13 protein-coding genes are annotated in these 15,683 nt (G+C 72.1%); 5 read left to right on the top strand and 8 right to left on the bottom strand.

All coding sequences use genetic code 11. The features are described from left to right. Nucleotides 1–20: 20 nt before the first annotated feature. The gene (locus ACZ6JY_RS35470; RefSeq protein WP_469202934.1) at nt 21–563 is read right to left on the bottom strand and encodes an ATP-binding protein; all 543 of its coding nucleotides are present in this window, start codon (nt 561–563) and stop codon (nt 21–23) included. A gap of 245 nt (nt 564–808) precedes the next feature. Between ACZ6JY_RS35470 and ACZ6JY_RS35475 the strand changes: the two genes are divergently transcribed. Next, complete coding sequence (locus tag ACZ6JY_RS35475) at nt 809–1,561, top strand: enoyl-CoA hydratase/isomerase family protein (RefSeq protein WP_469202746.1); 753 nt, start codon at nt 809–811, stop codon at nt 1,559–1,561. A gap of 16 nt (nt 1,562–1,577) precedes the next feature. Here the strand turns inward: ACZ6JY_RS35475 and ACZ6JY_RS35480 are convergent, their stop codons facing one another. Both ACZ6JY_RS35480 and ACZ6JY_RS35485 read right to left on the bottom strand, forming a co-directional pair. Further along, nucleotides 1,578–2,210 carry a DJ-1/PfpI family protein gene (locus tag ACZ6JY_RS35480; protein WP_469202748.1) on the bottom strand — a complete coding sequence of 211 codons (633 nt, stop codon included), beginning with the start codon at nt 2,208–2,210 and terminating at the stop codon, nt 1,578–1,580. 7 nt (nt 2,211–2,217) lie between these two features. Then, complete coding sequence (locus ACZ6JY_RS35485) at nt 2,218–3,234, bottom strand: GlxA family transcriptional regulator (protein WP_469202750.1); 1,017 nt, start codon at nt 3,232–3,234, stop codon at nt 2,218–2,220. Nucleotides 3,235–3,452: 218 nt separating this feature from the next. Here ACZ6JY_RS35485 and ACZ6JY_RS35490 point away from each other — a divergent pair, with 218 nt between their 5' ends. The 3 genes from ACZ6JY_RS35490 to ACZ6JY_RS35500 all read left to right on the top strand — a co-directional run bounded on the left by ACZ6JY_RS35490 (nt 3,453) and on the right by ACZ6JY_RS35500 (nt 7,116). After that, nucleotides 3,453–4,355, top strand: coding sequence for an SCO6745 family protein (locus tag ACZ6JY_RS35490; protein ID WP_469202752.1), 903 nt, complete (start codon nt 3,453–3,455; stop codon nt 4,353–4,355). Nucleotides 4,356–4,464: 109 nt separating this feature from the next. Beyond that, nucleotides 4,465–4,632 (top strand): LPFR motif small protein, encoded by a 168-nt coding sequence (locus tag ACZ6JY_RS35495; RefSeq protein ID WP_469202754.1) that lies wholly within the window; start codon nt 4,465–4,467, stop codon nt 4,630–4,632. Nucleotides 4,633–4,707: 75 nt separating this feature from the next. Continuing rightward, complete coding sequence (locus ACZ6JY_RS35500) at nt 4,708–7,116, top strand: Tex family protein (RefSeq protein ID WP_469202756.1); 2,409 nt, start codon at nt 4,708–4,710, stop codon at nt 7,114–7,116. Nucleotides 7,117–7,147: 31 nt separating this feature from the next. Here the strand turns inward: ACZ6JY_RS35500 and ACZ6JY_RS35505 are convergent, their stop codons facing one another. Beyond that, a complete protein-coding gene (locus tag ACZ6JY_RS35505; protein WP_469202758.1) occupies nt 7,148–8,791 on the bottom strand; it encodes an ABC-F family ATP-binding cassette domain-containing protein in 1,644 nt (547 codons plus the stop codon). A 419-nt stretch (nt 8,792–9,210) separates the two neighbouring features. After that, nucleotides 9,211–10,260, bottom strand: coding sequence for an oxidoreductase (locus ACZ6JY_RS35510; RefSeq protein ID WP_469202761.1), 1,050 nt, complete (start codon nt 10,258–10,260; stop codon nt 9,211–9,213). A 101-nt stretch (nt 10,261–10,361) separates the two neighbouring features. Between ACZ6JY_RS35510 and ACZ6JY_RS35515 the strand changes: the two genes are divergently transcribed. Further along, the gene (locus ACZ6JY_RS35515) at nt 10,362–10,523 is read left to right on the top strand and encodes a hypothetical protein (RefSeq protein ID WP_469202763.1); all 162 of its coding nucleotides are present in this window, start codon (nt 10,362–10,364) and stop codon (nt 10,521–10,523) included. A gap of 7 nt (nt 10,524–10,530) precedes the next feature. Here the strand turns inward: ACZ6JY_RS35515 and ACZ6JY_RS35520 are convergent, their stop codons facing one another. The 3 genes from ACZ6JY_RS35520 to ACZ6JY_RS35530 form a co-directional block, all read right to left on the bottom strand. Continuing rightward, nucleotides 10,531–12,246, bottom strand: a complete 1,716-nt coding sequence (locus ACZ6JY_RS35520; protein WP_469202936.1) for a BCCT family transporter — start codon at nt 12,244–12,246, stop codon at nt 10,531–10,533. 133 nt (nt 12,247–12,379) lie between these two features. Then, nucleotides 12,380–13,660, bottom strand: coding sequence for a M14 family metallopeptidase (locus ACZ6JY_RS35525; RefSeq protein ID WP_469202765.1), 1,281 nt, complete (start codon nt 13,658–13,660; stop codon nt 12,380–12,382). Next, nucleotides 13,657–15,627 (bottom strand): Xaa-Pro dipeptidyl-peptidase, encoded by a 1,971-nt coding sequence (locus ACZ6JY_RS35530; protein WP_469202767.1) that lies wholly within the window; start codon nt 15,625–15,627, stop codon nt 13,657–13,659. The genes ACZ6JY_RS35525 and ACZ6JY_RS35530 overlap by 4 nt, the downstream gene beginning before the upstream one ends. Nucleotides 15,628–15,683: the final 56 nt, after the last annotated feature.

Below are 15,683 nucleotides of genomic sequence, written 5' to 3' on the forward strand. Positions count from 1 at the left end.
CGTCAGCCGGCTGGTAACCGTCAGAACGGGCCCGCGGGGCCGAGGCCGGAGTGGCCCGGCCCCGACGGGCCCGCGCCGGACGGGTCCAGGCCGTTGGCGGGCTTGAGGGGCAGGGCCGCCCAGATGACCTTGCCCCCACTCGCGGTGTGCTCGACGTCGCAGGCACCGCCCGCCTCCCGCGTGACCTCGCGCACCAGGAGCAGTCCGCGCCCGCCCGTCTGCCCGTGGTCGGCCACCAGGGCCGTCGGGCGGTAGGGGTGGTTGTCCTCGACGGAGACCCGCACCCACTCGGCGCCGACCGCGACCTCCACCGCGAGCATCGGCGACAGCAGGGCGGCATGGCGCACCACATTGGTGACCAGCTCGGAGACGATCAGCAGCAGCCCCTGCAGCGCGTCGTCGCAGACCGGCACACCCTGGCGGTCCAGCAGGTCGCGCACCGCGCGCCGCGCCTGAGGCACGGAGGCGTCGACGGCGGGGGCCGTGAAGCGCCACACCCCCTCGTACGGCACCCGCGGGCCGCCGCCGGGAAGGGGGCCGGGGCCTCTCCCGTCGTTCTCCATCGTCCGGTCGCCGCCCTCGCGCTCGATAGTCACCACACATCGAGTGTTGGGAACGCGCTGGTCCGGGCCGCGGTACTGACGAAAAGTCGGCGATTATCGACGCTTTTCGATCGCTGCCGCAATGCCACGCCAATTTTCATGACTGCTCTTGCAGTTCTCCTGCCGTCTTCACGGTTTCTTCAGGTTGTACGAGGCTGACGGCGCGCAGGCCTTGCCGGTGGAGGGACACGGATAGCATCCGGCGCATGGAGCCGCAGCTGAGTCACACCGTCACGGACGGCGTCGCCACCGTCGTCATCGGCCATCCGGCCAAGCGCAATGCCATGACCGCCGCTATGTGGCGCCAGGTGCCGCCGCTGCTCGCGGGGCTCGCCGCCGATCCGGCCGTGCGCGCCCTGGTGCTCACCGGCGCGGGTGACACCTTCTGCGCCGGTGCGGACATCTCCTCGCTGCGGGAATCGGCGGGGACGGCCCAGGATCTCGCGGTGCGGGCCGAGGACGCGCTCGCGGCCTTCCCCAAGCCGACGCTCGCGGCGGTCCGCGGCTACTGCGTGGGCGGCGGCTGCCAGCTCGCCGCCGCCTGCGACCTGCGCTTCGCCGACGAGGGCGCCTCCTTCGGCATCACGCCGGCGAAGCTGGGCATCGTCTACCCGGCGTCGTCCACCCGGCGCCTGGTCTCCCTGGTGGGTCCCGCCACCGCCAAGTACCTGCTGTTCTCGGGCGAGTTGATCGGCGCCGAGCGTGCCTCGCGCACCGGCCTGGTGGACGAGGTGCTGCCCGTGGGCGAGTTGGGCAAGCGGGTCGCGGAGTTCGCCCGCGTCCTGGCGGCGCGCTCCCAGCTCACGCAGGCGGCGGCGAAGGAGTTCGCCGCGGGGCGCACCGATCGCGACGCGTACTGGCGGGAGCAGGCGCGCGGCAGCGGCGACACCGCGGAGGGGGTCGCCGCTTTCCTGGAGCGCAGACAGCCGCGCTTCACCTGGACTGCCGCTGACTGCTGACTACCGGCTACCGGCTCTACTGGCCGAAGCGGGCCATCTCGCGGAACTTCGCCACCAGGTGCGCGGGCGCCTTCTCCGGGGAGCCCGCGTCGTAGGGCGGCTGCGGGTCGTACTCCGTCATGAGCTGCACGGACTGCGCGTGCTCGTCGCCCGCGATCCGGCCGGCCAGGGCGAGGCCCATGTCGATGCCCGAGGAGACACCGGCCGCGGTGACGTACTTGCCGTCGAAGACGACCCGCTCCCCCGTCGATTCCGTGCCGAGCCTGTCCAGCTCGGCGAGGGCCAGCCAGTGCGAGGTGGCGCGGCGGCCCTTGAGCAGACCGGCGGCGGCGAGCGCGAGCGAGCCCGTGCACACCGAGGTCGTCCAGGTCGAGGTGGCGTCGACGGCGCGGAGCCACCCGAGGAGCGACTCGTTCTCCATCTGGTCGCTCTGGCCGGGGCCGCCGGGCACCACCACGATGTCGGGGCGCGGCACCTCCGCGAACGACTTGTCGGCGATCAGGGCGAGGTTCCCGCTGTCGTCGCGGACCGGTCCCGTCTGCTCGGCGACGAAGACGGTCTCGGCGCCGGGCAGCGGGGAGAGCGTCTGGTAGGGGCCGATCGCGTCCAGGGCGGTGAAACGCTCGTACAGGGCAATGGCTATCTGCATGGTGTCCTCATCGGTTGGCGTGGGCGAGGGATGTGCCGGCCGGTGCGGCGGAGTCCGCCGCGGGTGGCGTGGGGTGGAAGCGGCGGCGGTACTCCGCGGGGGCCGTGCCGAGCGCCTTGAGGAAGGCGCGGCGCATGGCCTCGGGGGTGCCGTAGCCGCAGGCGCGAGAGACCTCCTCCACCCCGTCGGAGGTGTCCTCCAGGAGCCGGCGCGCGTGCTCGACGCGGACGCGGTCGACGTACTTGCCGGGCGTCAGGCCCGTCTCGGCCTGGAAGGAGCGGGCGAAGTGGCGGGGCGAGAGGCGGGCGCGCGCCGCGAGCGCGTCCACCGAGAGGTCCTCGTCCGGGTGCTCGGTGATCCACTGCTGCACCTCGCGCAGCGGTTCGCGCCGGGCGGTCTGCGCGGAGAGCTGGACGCTGAACTGCGCCTGGTTGCCCGGGCGGCGCAGGAACACCACGAGGTGGCGGGCCACGGTCAGCGCCACCTCGCGTCCCAGGTCCTCCTCCACGAGCGCCAGGGAGAGGTCGATGCCCGCGGTGACTCCGGCGGACGTCGCGACATGGCCGTCGCGTACGTAGATCGGGTCCGGGTCGACCTCGATGCCCGGATGGTCCCTGGCGAGGTCGGCGCAGTACGCCCAGTGCGTCGTCGCCCTGCGCCCCTCCAGGAGGCCTGCCTGGGCGAGCCGGATGGCGCCGGTGCAGACCGAGACCAGGCGCTCGGCGCGCGGGCCGTGCTCGCGCAGCCAGTCGATCAGTGCCGGGTCCTTCGGGCGGGTGCCGATGCCGCCGGGCACGAGCAGCGTGTGCGGCACGGGGGCGTCGGGCAGGGCGTGGTCGGGGACGAGCGTGAGGCCGCTCGATGTCCGTACGGGACCGCCGTCCAGGGAGGCGGTGCGCACGAGGTACGCGGGGTCGGCGCCGCCGTGGGCCAGACCGGCGCCCGTGAAGACCTCCACGGGGCCGGTGACGTCAAGGCTCTGGACGCCCCCGAAGAGGACGACCAGAACGGTTCGCTGCTCCATGCCTCCGATTCTTGGCCCATTGCGGCATGGCCGCAATGACAAGCAGCCCACCATTCCTGCCATGGCCCGGGGCGGGGCGGGCGGAGTGGGGTGGCCTTCCAGAGGCCAGGCGGGGCGGCGGCCTTGCGGGGCGGCCTCGGGTGGGCCGGGACGTGCATGGCGGCCTTGGGTGTGACCGGGGCGGCGGCGGCATACCGACCCGTAGGTAACGTGCCTCCATGACCACTTCGACGACCTCGTCCTCGGGCTCGGCCTCGCCCGCCGCGCCGCATCCGCGCGCCGGACGCCGCTGCCACAGCGTGCTCAACCCGCTGCACTCCTCGCACTACTTCTCGCCGGACGTGTCGCGCGAGCTGGCGGAGCTCGGGATCACCCACCCCAGCGCCGTCAACTTCGCCGTGCGCGCGGCGGCCATGGGAGCCGTCGGGCCCGGGGTGGTGACCGCCGCCTTCTACAACTACAAGCACGAACTCGTGGCCGCGCACGTGCCGCGGATCTGGCGGACCGCCTCGCCCGAGGACATACTCGCGGCCCGGCTGCGCGGCGTCGACGCGACGCTGCGGCGCCTCCTCGGCGACGACGCCGTCGCCTCGCCGGAGATGGCCGAGGCCGCCGGGCTCGCGCTGCGCGCCGCCGAGGCCTGCACCCGTACCGCCCGGCCCCTGTACTCCGCCCACGCCGACCTGCCCGTGCCCGAGGAGCCGCACCTGGCGTACTGGCACGCCGCGACGCTGCTGCGCGAGCACCGCGGCGACGGGCACGTGACCGTCCTGCTCGGCGCCGAACTCGACGGCCTGGAGGCGCTGGTCACCCACACCGCCACCGGCAAGGGCACCAACCCGAAGTGGGTCTTCTCCACCCGCGGCTGGAACAAGGACGAGTGGAACGCGGCCGAGGAACGCCTGCGCGCCCGCGGAGTGCTCGATGCCGAGGGCGAGTTGACCGAGGCCGGCGCGGCGCTGCGCCAGGAGGTCGAGGCGGAGACGGACCGCCTGGACCGGGCGCCCTACGAGCACTTGGGCGCGGCGGGCGTCGAACGCCTGACGGAGCTCGGCACCGTGTTCATCGGGGCGGCACTGCGGGCGGGGGCGTTCCCCGCGGACCTGATGGGCAAGGGCTGAGGCAAGTCCGGCATATCGCGGTGCCGTCCGGCATGTTCCGGGCGCGATGAGGTACCCGGGCGTCTCCTGGCCGCACACCGGCGCGCCGGGAGACGAGAGGGGAACCCTGATGTTCCGTGCCATCGCGGACATTCTGCGTCAGATCGCCGGCGCCATCGCCACCGTCGTCACCCTGCCGTTCCGGGCGCTGGCCCGGCTGTTCGGCGGAGCCTCCCGTTCCACCGGCCGGAGCGGAGGACGGAGCGGAGGACGCGCGGGCCGGGCCCGCCGGGTCTGACCCCCCGCTGTCACAACCACCTGCCACAATTGCCGGGCAACCCCAGCGAGAAGGCGGTACCGGAACGTGGCAGCTTTGAAGACGCCCACTGCGTCCTCCATCGAAGGCAGGATCGCCGAGGAGCTCGGCGTACGGGAGCGGCAGGTGAAGGCCGCCGTCGACCTGCTCGACGGCGGCTCGACGGTGCCCTTCATCGCGCGCTACCGCAAGGAAGCGACCGAGATGCTCGACGACGCGCAACTGCGCACGCTCGAGGAGCGGCTGCGCTATCTGCGCGAGTTGGAGGACCGGCGCGCCGCGATCCTCGACTCGGTCCGTGAGCAGGGCAAGCTCACCGACGAGCTGGAGGCGCGGATCCGCGAGGCGGACACCAAGGCGCGCCTGGAGGACATCTACCTGCCGTTCAAGCCGAAGCGCCGCACCAAGGCGCAGATCGCCCGCGAGGCCGGCCTCGAACCGCTGGCCGACGGCCTGCTCGCCGACCCGTCGGTGGAGCCGCGGGCGGCGGCCGCCGCGTTCGTCGACGCCGACAAGGGCGTCGCGGACCCGCAGGCCGCTCTCGACGGGGCGCGCGCGATCCTCGCCGAGCGGTTCTCCGAGGACGCCGACCTGATCGGCGAGCTGCGCGAGCGCATGTGGGTGCGCGGCAGGCTCGCCGCGAAGGTCCGGGAGGGCAAGGAGGAGGCGGGCGCCAAGTTCGCCGACTACTTCGACTTCGCCGAGCCCTTCACCGACCTGCCCTCGCACCGCGTCCTCGCCATGCTGCGCGGCGAGAAGGAGGACGTCCTCGACCTCGTCCTGGAGCCCGAGGAGCCCACGGAGGGCCCTTCCTCGTACGAGGGGATGGTCGCCCACCGCTTCGGCGTAGCCGACCGCGGCCGCCCCGGCGACAAGTGGCTTCAGGACACCGTGCGCTGGTCCTGGCGCACCCGCATCCTGGTCCACCTCGGCATCGACCTGCGGCTGCGCCTGCGCACGGCCGCCGAGGACGAGGCCGTGCGCGTCTTCGCGTCGAACCTGCGCGACCTGCTGCTCGCCGCACCGGCGGGCACGCGCGCGACGCTGGGCCTCGACCCCGGCTTCCGTACGGGCGTGAAGGTCGCCGTCGTCGACGCCACGGGCAAGGTCGTGGCGACGGACACCATCCACCCGCACGTGCCCGCCAACAAGTGGGACCAGTCCCTGGCCACGCTCGCCGCGCTGGCCAAGGAGCACGCGGTCGACCTGATCGCGATCGGCAACGGCACCGCCTCCCGCGAGACCGACAAGCTCGCCGCCGACCTCATCGCCCGGCACCCCGAGCTGAACCTCACCAAGGTGATGGTCTCCGAGGCGGGCGCCTCGGTGTACTCCGCGTCGGCCTTCGCCTCGCAGGAACTGCCCGACCTGGACGTGTCGATCCGCGGCGCGGTCTCCATCGCGCGGCGGCTCCAGGACCCGCTCGCCGAGCTCGTGAAGATCGACCCCAAGTCGATCGGCGTCGGCCAGTACCAGCACGACCTCTCCGAGATGAAGCTCTCGCGCTCGCTCGACGCGGTCGTCGAGGACTGTGTGAACGGCGTCGGCGTGGACGTGAACACCGCGTCCGCCCCGCTGCTCGCCCGGGTCTCCGGCATCGGCGCGGGCCTCGCGGAGAACATCGTCGCGCACCGCGACACCAACGGCCCCTTCAAGAGCCGCAAGGGCCTCAAGGACGTCGCCCGGCTCGGCCCCAAGGCGTACGAGCAGTGCGCGGGCTTCCTGCGCATCCGCGGCGGCGACGACCCGCTGGACGCCTCCAGCGTGCACCCCGAGGCGTATCCGGTGGTGCGCAAGATGGTGAAGGCGGCGGGCAGCGAGGTCTCCTCCCTGGTCGGCAACACGGGGGCGCTGCGCTCGCTGCGTCCCGACGAGTTCGTGGACGAGGTCTTCGGTCTGCCGACCGTCACGGACATCCTGAAGGAGCTGGAGAAGCCCGGGCGCGACCCGCGTCCCGCCTTCAAGACGGCCACCTTCAAGGACGGCGTCGAGAAGATCTCCGATCTGGCCTCCGGCATGGTGCTCGAAGGCGTCGTCACGAACGTGGCCGCGTTCGGCGCGTTCGTGGACGTGGGCGTGCACCAGGACGGTCTGGTGCATGTGTCCGCCATGTCCAAGACGTTCGTCAAGGACCCGCGGGACGTCGTGAAGCCCGGCGACATCGTCAAGGTGAAGGTCATGGACGTCGACATCCCGCGCAAGCGGATCTCGCTGACGCTCCGCCTCGACGACGAGGCGGCCCCCGCCGACTCCGCTGAGGCCGGGCCCAAGCGGGGCGGGCGTCCGCCGCAGCAGCGGCAGCAGGGGCAGGGCCAGAGGCAGGCTCAGGGCCAGCGCGGCGGTGGCCAGCGAGGCGGCGGTCAGCGCGGGCAGAAGCCGCCGCAGCGCCAGGGCCCGCCGCCGGCCAACGACGCGATGGCCGAGGCACTGCGCCGGGCCGGTCTCGTCGATCCCAAGCGGCGCTGACGTCCTTCTGACGGCACGAGGCGGCCGGAGGTCAGGGTGACAGCTCGGTCACCTTGCCCTCCGCCACCTCCAGGCGGCGCGTCACGCGTACGGCGTCCAGCATCCTGCGGTCGTGTGTGACGAGCAGCAGGGTGCCCTCGTAGGAGTCGAGGGCCGACTCCAGCTGCTCGATCGCCGGCAGGTCGAGGTGGTTCGTCGGCTCGTCGAGGACGAGGAGGTTGACGCCCCTGCCCTGGAGCAGGGCCAGGGCCGCGCGGGTGCGCTCGCCCGGTGAGAGCGTCGCCGCCGGGCGCAGGACGTGGACCGCCTTCAGGCCGAACTTCGCGAGGAGCGTGCGGACCTCCGCCGGTTCGGTCTCGGGCACCGCCGCGCAGAACGCGTCGAGCAGGGACTCCTCGCCGTGGAACAGCGCGCGGGCCTGGTCGACCTCCCCGACCAGGACGCCCGAGCCGAGTCCCACGTGGCCCGCGCTCAGCGGTACGCGTTCAAGCAGTGCGCCGAGCAGCGTCGACTTGCCCGAGCCGTTCGCGCCGGTGATCGCCACGCGGTCCGCCCAGTCGATCTGCAGGGTGACGGGGCCCAGCGTGAACGTGCCTCGGTGCACCTCCGCGTCGCGCAGACCCGCGACGACCGAGCCCGAGCGGGGGGCCGCCGCGATCTCCATGCGCAGCTCCCACTCCTTGCGGGGTTCGTCGACGACGTCGAGCCGCTCGATCATGCGCTGCGTCTGGCGGGCCTTGGCGGCCTGCTTCTCGCTGGCCTCGCTGCGGAGGTTGCGGCCGATCTTGTCGTTGTCGCCCGCCTTGCGGCGGGCGTTCTTGACACCCTTGTCCATCCAGGAGCGCTGCATCTGGGCGCGGCCCTGGAGCGCCGTCTTCTTGTCGGCGTACTCGTCGTACTCGTCGCGGGCGTGCCTGCGGGCCACCTCCCGCTCCTCCAGATAGGCGTCGTAGCCGCCGCCGTAGAGGTTGATCTGCTGCTGGGCCAAGTCCAGTTCGAGGACCTTGGTGACGGTGCGGCTGAGGAACTCGCGGTCGTGGCTGACCACGACCGTGCCCGCCCGCAGGCCCTTCACGAAGCTCTCCAGGCGGTCGAGGCCCGCCAGGTCGAGGTCGTTCGTCGGCTCGTCCAGGAGGAAGACGTCGTAGCGTGACAGGAGGAGGGAGGCGAGGCCCGCGCGGGCCGCCTGGCCTCCCGAGAGCGACGTCATCTCCTGGTCGAGGCCGACGGTCAGACCGAGGGAGTCCGTGACCTCCTCGGCGCGCTCGTCCAGGTCCGCGCCGCCGAGGGCCAGCCAGCGCTCCAGGCTGTCCGCGTACGCGTCGTCCGCGCCCGGGGCTCCGTCGACCAGGCCCTGGGTGGCCTCGTCCATCACGCGCTGGGCCTCCGCGACGCCGGTGCGGCGGGCCAGGAAGGCGCGGATCGTCTCGCCGGGGCGGCGGTCCGGCTCCTGGGGCAGGTGCCCCACGGACGCCGTGGGCGGCGACAGCCGCAGTTCGCCGCCCTCGGGGGCGTCGATCCCCGCGAGCAGCCGCAGGAGGGTGCTTTTGCCTGCCCCGTTGGGGCCTACGAGGCCGATGACGTCGCCGGGGGCGACGACGAGGTCCAGTCCGGCGAAGAGGGTACGGTCGCCGTGGCCGGCGGCGAGGTCTTTGGCGACGAGAGTAGCGGTCATCAGGGGGGTCATTCTACGGGCCCCCCTCGCCCCCGGCGGCTGGCGGCGGACCTCGCACCCCAGCCTTGGCTAGGTCCGCCGGGATTCTCGGCCTTGCCTGGCCTTGCCGCCCGATCCCAAGCCCGCCGCTCCGCGGCGGAGGCTTCCCACCCGACCCACCCGTCTCGCGGCGGTGACAGGCGGAGGTAGGAGCCGCGAAGCAACGGACAGCCGGGTGGGAAACCTCCGGCGCGAAGCGCCGGGACTGTTCGTGCGGGACCGGAGACCGCAGAGCAACGGGCGCGCGGGTGGGAGACGGCCGGCGCGGAGCGCCGGGACTGTTCGTGCGGGGCCCGAAGCCGCAGGGCAAGGCGCAAGAGACGCCCTCGCCCGAGGCCGCGGGGCAAGGCGCGAGAGGCGCCCCGCCCGAAGCCGCGGGGCTACGCGCAAACGCCGCCCCCAGCGCCCGTTTCGGTCACCAGGACACTGGTGGAGGTCCGAGCGACCACGTACGAGTTGCCCTTCGTGCTGCGCGCCTCCAGCGGCACCCGATGCTCCCCGGGCTCCAGCACCTCGTCGAAGACCTCGTGGACGTGCGTCCGCGACAACCGGTCCATGCGGTACGCGATCAGCCGTACCCGGCACGTCGACGTGACGGAGAGCCGCGCGGCGTCCCGCCCGGCGGCGAGCCGGGTGAGCCGCCGCTGCTCCGCGGGGCTCCGGTCGAGCGCGTCCTCGATCTGGGCCACCAGGAGCGGCACTATCGGGGCGAGCCCGTCGACGTAGGCGACCCGTACGCCCGCCCCCTCGAAAGCGGACCGCACGGACTGACGGGTCTCGGCGGACACCGTGCGGCCGAAGGCGACCGCCCCGTACGTACGCAGCTCCTCCGGCGGCACACCCGCCGCGTCCGCGGCGATCTCCGCACCGATGCCGATGGTCCGCAGGGCCGCGGCCAGCTTGGCGAGGAGCGCGACGCGGGCCCCGATGAGCAGGACCCGGCGGCGGGCCTGCCGCTCGTCCGCCGCGAGCAACTGCCGCAGCGCCTCGCGGTACTCGGGGCCGCTGAAGCGGAACGGCCCTATGCCGTGGTAGCCGTTGAGCCGCAGATCGACCGGTTCTCCCGTCTGCCAGGCGAAGTCGCGCCAGATGAAGTCGTCGCCGCCGTCGGCGGCCTTCTCGATGACCGCCGTGACGGCACCGCACTCCAGGCCCTCGCATTCGGGACAGCCGTATATGACGTACCGGTTGTCCCGCAGCGGTGCTTCCGCTTCCAGGAGGAGCCTGCGGATGTGCGCGGTGAATATGGCGGGCGGGATGTCCGCGGCCAGCGGGGACACCGCGTCGAGGTCGGAGAGCCGGAACAGCAGGGGACGGCCGTCGACGATGAAGTCGACGAAGTCACGGTGCACTTGGTAGTCACCGTTGGCGAGAACCCCACCGGCCCGCATGGCCGGCGCCAGACCGAAGGTCGCGTACTGGGCAGACATGCTGTGAGTATCCCCACCGAATGTGTGATGTGAGCACGGCATGGCCCATTCCTCGCACATTCCGCTCCTGTCGCGGGGCGGGTGAGGGCGGTGTGCCCGTGGTGAGTGCTGAGGTCCCGCCCGACCAGCGGCCGGTGCGTACGGAGTCCACGGCGCGGGCCGAGCGAAGCGGCGTACGCATGGTCGAGGGCGTACCCGCGCGCACCCGACTGGACGGTGCGGAGACGGCAGGAGGCGGCGCGCCGAAGCACACCGCCTCCTGAGCCCGCGTCAGCGCGTACGCGTCGGATCGTTGTCCGGCTCCGGTCCGTCCGCGTCAGCGTCCGCGTCCGCGTCCCCGTTCTCGTCCTCATCCGCGTCCGTGGAGGGGCCGATGCGGATCTCGAAGTCACCGGCGTACTGCTCGTGGCCCGCGATCACGGCCTTCCCCACGGCTTCGGTGCCGTGTTCGCCGCGCACGATCAGCGGGTCGTGGCGCAGGTCCCGCATCAGGGACACGCACATGCCGATCATCACGAGGGTGAAGGGTGCCGCCACGAGGATCGTGAGGTTCTGCAGACCGGTGAGCGCGTTGCCCGAACCGTCGCCGATGAGCAGCATGATCGCCGCCACGGCTCCGGTCACGATGCCCCAGAAGATCACGACGAACCGGCTGGGTTCGAGCGCGCCCTTCTGCGAGAGCGCGCCCATGACGATGGACGCGGCGTCGGCTCCCGAGACGAAGAAGATGCCGACCAGGATCATCACCAGCAGGCTGGAGACGGTGGCGATCGGATACTCGTGGAGCAGTCCGAAGAGCTGCGCCTCCGCCGTCGTCTCGCCCTTGAGGCCGCCCCGCTCGGAGACGGTCATGGCGCTGCCGCCGAAGACCGCGAACCAGATGAGGCTGACCGTGCTCGGCACCAGGATCACGCCGCCGACGAACTGGCGGATCGTACGGCCGCGGCTGATGCGCGCGATGAACATGCCGACGAAGGGCGTCCAGGAGATCCACCAGGCCCAGTAGAAGACCGTCCAGCTGCTCAGCCAGTCGGCGACCCCCTTGCCGCTGGAGGCCTCGGTGCGGCCGATGAGCTGCGGCAGGTCACCGAGGTAGGCGCCGATGGAGGTCGGCAGCATGTCGAGCATGATGACCGTCGGGCCCGCGATGAAGACGAACACGACGAGCAGCAGCGCGAGCACCATGTTGATGTTGGACAGCCACTGGATGCCCTTCTCCACCCCGGAGATGGCGGATGCCACGAAGGCCAGGGTCAGCACGGCGATGATCGCGACGAGCAGGCCGGTGCCCGCGTCGTCCATCCAGTCGAGCACCTCGATGCCGCTGCCGATCTGCAGGGCGCCGAGGCCGAGGGAGGCCGCCGAGCCGAAGAGCGTGGCGAAGATGGCCAGGATGTCGATGACCCGGCCCCAGGCGCCGCGCGCGTGCTTCTTGCCGATGAGCGGCTCGAACACGGCGCTGATGGTCTGGCGCCGGTTGCGCCGGAAGGTGCTGTACGCGATGGCGAGGCCCACGACCGCGTAGATCGCCCACGGATGGAGCGTCCAGTGGAAGAGGGTGGTGGCCAGCGACGTCTCCATCGCCGCCGCCGAGTCCGCGGGGTCGGTGCCGGGCGGTGGCGAGGTGAAGTGCGCCAGGGGCTCGCTCACGCCGTAGAACATCAGGCCGATGCCCATGCCGGCGCTGAACATCATGGCGACCCAGGAGACCGTGCGGAACTCGGGTGACTCGCCCTCCTTGCCGAGGGTGATCTTCCCGTACCGGCTGATGGCCAGCCAGAGCGCGAAGACGACGAAGCCGGTGGCGGCCAGCATGAAGAACCAACCGCCGTTGTGCATGAGCCCGTTCAGCATGTCCGTGGAGACATCCTGGAGCGTGTCCGTCGCCACCGCGCCCCAGACCACGAACGCCAGGGTCAGTGCGGCGGTGACGCCGAACACCACCCGGTCCGTCTGTGGGGAGCGGCCGCCGGGGGCGGGCGTCATGATGTCCGGCGACCCTCCCCCGTCATCCGCCTTCTGTTGTTCATGCGTCACAAGTGGCACCTTTCAACGGGTCGATTGCGGTCGAGAGTTTGTTCTCGGTACCCCCTACCACATGTGACCCGAATCTCACTCCTCAACAGTTCATGTCGGGTCGAGCTGTGACCATGTGGTAAGTCGCCCGCTCGTCGAGGAGGAGCGGCACGAGGGCCCTGGCCGACTGCCGCAGCGGGACGTAGGCGCCGGACTTCTGCCGCTTCGCCTTCACCCCGTGCAGGGCCAGTTCGTCCTTGATGTCGGCGTACTGGGCGGCGGTCAGCCGGTAGCCGCAGGGCGGGTCGGCGATGGTCTCGGACGGCTGTGCGGGGTCGTTGTCGGCGCCGCCGACGTAGACGGGGCCGTGGTCGCGGTAGCCCTCGACGCGTGCCGCGTCGGTGGTCCGCTCCAGGCGTGCGCGCCGCTCGTCCGTGTAGTCGAAGAGGCCGCCTAGTGCGGAGATTTGGGAGGAGACGCGGCGGCGGTTGTTCAGGGCCTCGTCGTTCTTCTCGGCGTCGGTGAGCGGGTCGACGCGGCTCTCGATGAGCAGGCCCGCGGCGTGCTTGATGCCGGACATGTTGCGCAGGATGCGCTCCTGGCCGTCGCCCGCGGTCTGCTTGATGGGCTCGCCGGTGACGGGGTCCGTCCAGATGCCGTAGGTGCCCGTCGTGTGTCCGTCGCCCTCGGCGGCCGGGCGTACGTACGCCTTCGACAGGGTCTGCGCCTCCTCGTGCACCGCCTCGTCGGTGTTGAGGTTGCGCGGCCAGAGGTCGAAGAGGTCCTTGTCGTAGTACTTGGGGGTGGACCCGTACTCGTGCAGGTCGTAGATGACGTCGGGTTGGCGGTCGCGGATGACAGCGGCCAACGCGCGGGCTTCCGCGGTCGCCAGGGAGAGGTGGTCGCGGTTGATGTCGACGCCGTCGGAGTTGCCGCGGGTGTCGGCGGCGCGGCCGTCCGGGTTGGCCGTCGGGACGACCAGGAGCGTGGTGCGCCTCAAAAACTCCCGGGTCCCGCGGTCCTTCGCGTACGCCAGGTCGCGGATGGTGGTCAGACAGGCCTCGCGGCCCGACGGCTCGTCGCCGTGCTGGCTGCAGATCAGCAGCACGGTGTTCTTCGCCTTGCGTTCGCCGATGCGGACCAGTTGGAGAGGGCGGTCCTGCTTGGTGCTTCCGATGCGGGAGACGGATATGCGGTCGCTCGCCCTGTCCACCGCGGACAGGAGCCGCTGCTCCTCGGGCTGGGTGGTCCAGCGGGCGCCGTCGCTCTCCTCGAAACCGGTACGCGGCGGGGTCGGGGTCGCCTGGGCCGGCACCGTCAGGAGCGGCGCGGTGAGGGCGACGGCGGCGCAGGCGAGCGCCAGGGTGCGGATGCGCGGTGTCATGAAGTACTGCCTCCCGGTACGGGTGTGAGCGGACGCGGCGGGGCGACGCCGTCGAGACGGGCTTCGCGGGGGGTGCCGGACGCGGAGGTCCTGAACGCGCTCGCGCCGCCGACCAGCGGCACCTTCGCGTGGGTGCGGGCCAGGTCGATGGTGAGCGTCGGGGTGTCGGCGGGAGCTTCGATGAGGTTCTTGTCGGTGCCCGCGACGATCAGCGCGAGGCGGTGGCCCTTGGGCACGACGTGGTCGCTCGCGGCGAGGTCCACGGTGATGGTGTGCGGCTTGCCCGGGGTGAGCGGGCGCCCGCGGTGTGCGTCCGCCCAGGTGCCGAGGTCGGCCCAGCCGCGGCTGACGATCGTGTGCTCGACGTCTGCGGTCCTGGCCCGCGTCTTGCGGAAGCAGGAGCTGTCGCCCGTGGTGCTCGGTCCCCAGCAGTCGCGTTCGCCGAGCGTGGTGATGCCCTCCCCGGGGGCGGCGTAGTCGCGGATGGTGGCGGGGCCGAGGTCGACGAGGATCGCGGAGAGGTGGGCGGTGCGGGTCGTCGGCGTCGCGGTCACCGTCACCTCGGAGGAGCCGGACAGGCGCAGGTCGCGGGTGAGCGGTCCGGTGGCGAAGCCGGCCTTGGCGGGTGTCGGCATGTCGATCCGCTCGGCCCAGTCCGTCTCGCTCAGCCTCGGGTCGTCGGTGAACGTCTCCGTGCCCTTGGCGCGGCGTGTGCCGAGCGTGCCGACGCCCGGCGCGTCGCCCTTGGCGGGGCGGAGGTCGACCGTGCCGGTGGCGCGCGGGGGCCAGACGCGGTCGGTGGTCCAGCGGTCGGGGGCGCGTTCGATGTCGGCCATCGGCTCGCGGTCGACGCCGTTGTCGAGGCCGAGGAGTTCATGGTCGAACCAGCGGTGCAGGGTGCGGACCCAGTCGGCCCTGCGCAGGTCGAAGGGGTCGACGTGGCCGGCCTGGCTGAGCCAGATCTTGCGGTCGACGCCGTTCTTCGCGAGGGCGTCCCACCACTGTCCGAAGTGCTTGGCGCGGACGTTCAGGTCCTGCATGCCGTGTACGACGAAGACGCTGGCCCTGACCTTGCCCGCGTCGGGGACGTGGTCGCGCTCGCTCCACAGGCGGGTCCAGTCGCCGCTGCGGGGCGCGCCGTCGATCAGGCGCTGCTGCACGGCGCCGCAGCGGGCGCGCGCCTCGGGGCTCTCGACGGCGTCGGAGAGCCACTCGGGGCCGCTGTCGTAGAGCGGGGCGCCCTGCTGGAAGTAGTAGTCGTACCAGGAGGAGATCGCGCCGATCGGCACGATGGTCTTGAGTCCCTCGACGCCGGTGGCGGCCACGCCCTGCGCGACGGTGCCGTCGTAGCTCTTGCCGATCATGCCGGTCCTGCCGTTGGACCAGGAGGCCTTCGCGCGTTCCTGGCCCGTGCGGCTGGTGTAGCCGTGGCCGCGGCCGTTCAGCCAGTCGACGACGGCCTTCGCGGACCGGACGTCGGAGCGGCCGCCGACGTCGACGCAGCCGTCGGAGCGGTTCGTGCCCGCCAGGTCCACGGCGACGTAGCCGTAGCCGCGCGGGACGAAGTAGTTGTCGTAGTAGAGCGGGAACTGGACGGGGTTGCCGTCCGCGTCGTAGGTCTTCTTCTGGCTCTCGTTGCCGCGCCCGCAGCAGGAGTAGTACGGGCTGGCGTCCATGATCACGGGTATTCGGCGGCCCGTGCGGTCGAGTTCGCGGGGCCTGACGATGTCGACGGCGACGCGGTCGCTCTTGCCGTCCGCGTCGCCGTCGAGCCTGGTGTCGACCCACACGGACTCGCGTATCGCGTCGTCGTACGCGTACACGGGCTTGCTCTCGGCGGGCGTACGGGGGCCGGTGGCGGCACCCTGTGCCGCGCCCGGGGACATGAGCGTGGCCAGCAGGGCGGCCAGGGCCGCCGTCAGCAGCGTTCTCCAGGGGAGGCGGGTGCGTCGCGCACGTATCGGCATGGCGCGGAAGGTACACCGGTGAACTCCCGCGCGACAGGGGGCCGACGTGCCATGTC

It is taken from the genome of Streptomyces sp. NPDC046335, from assembly GCF_055587985.1.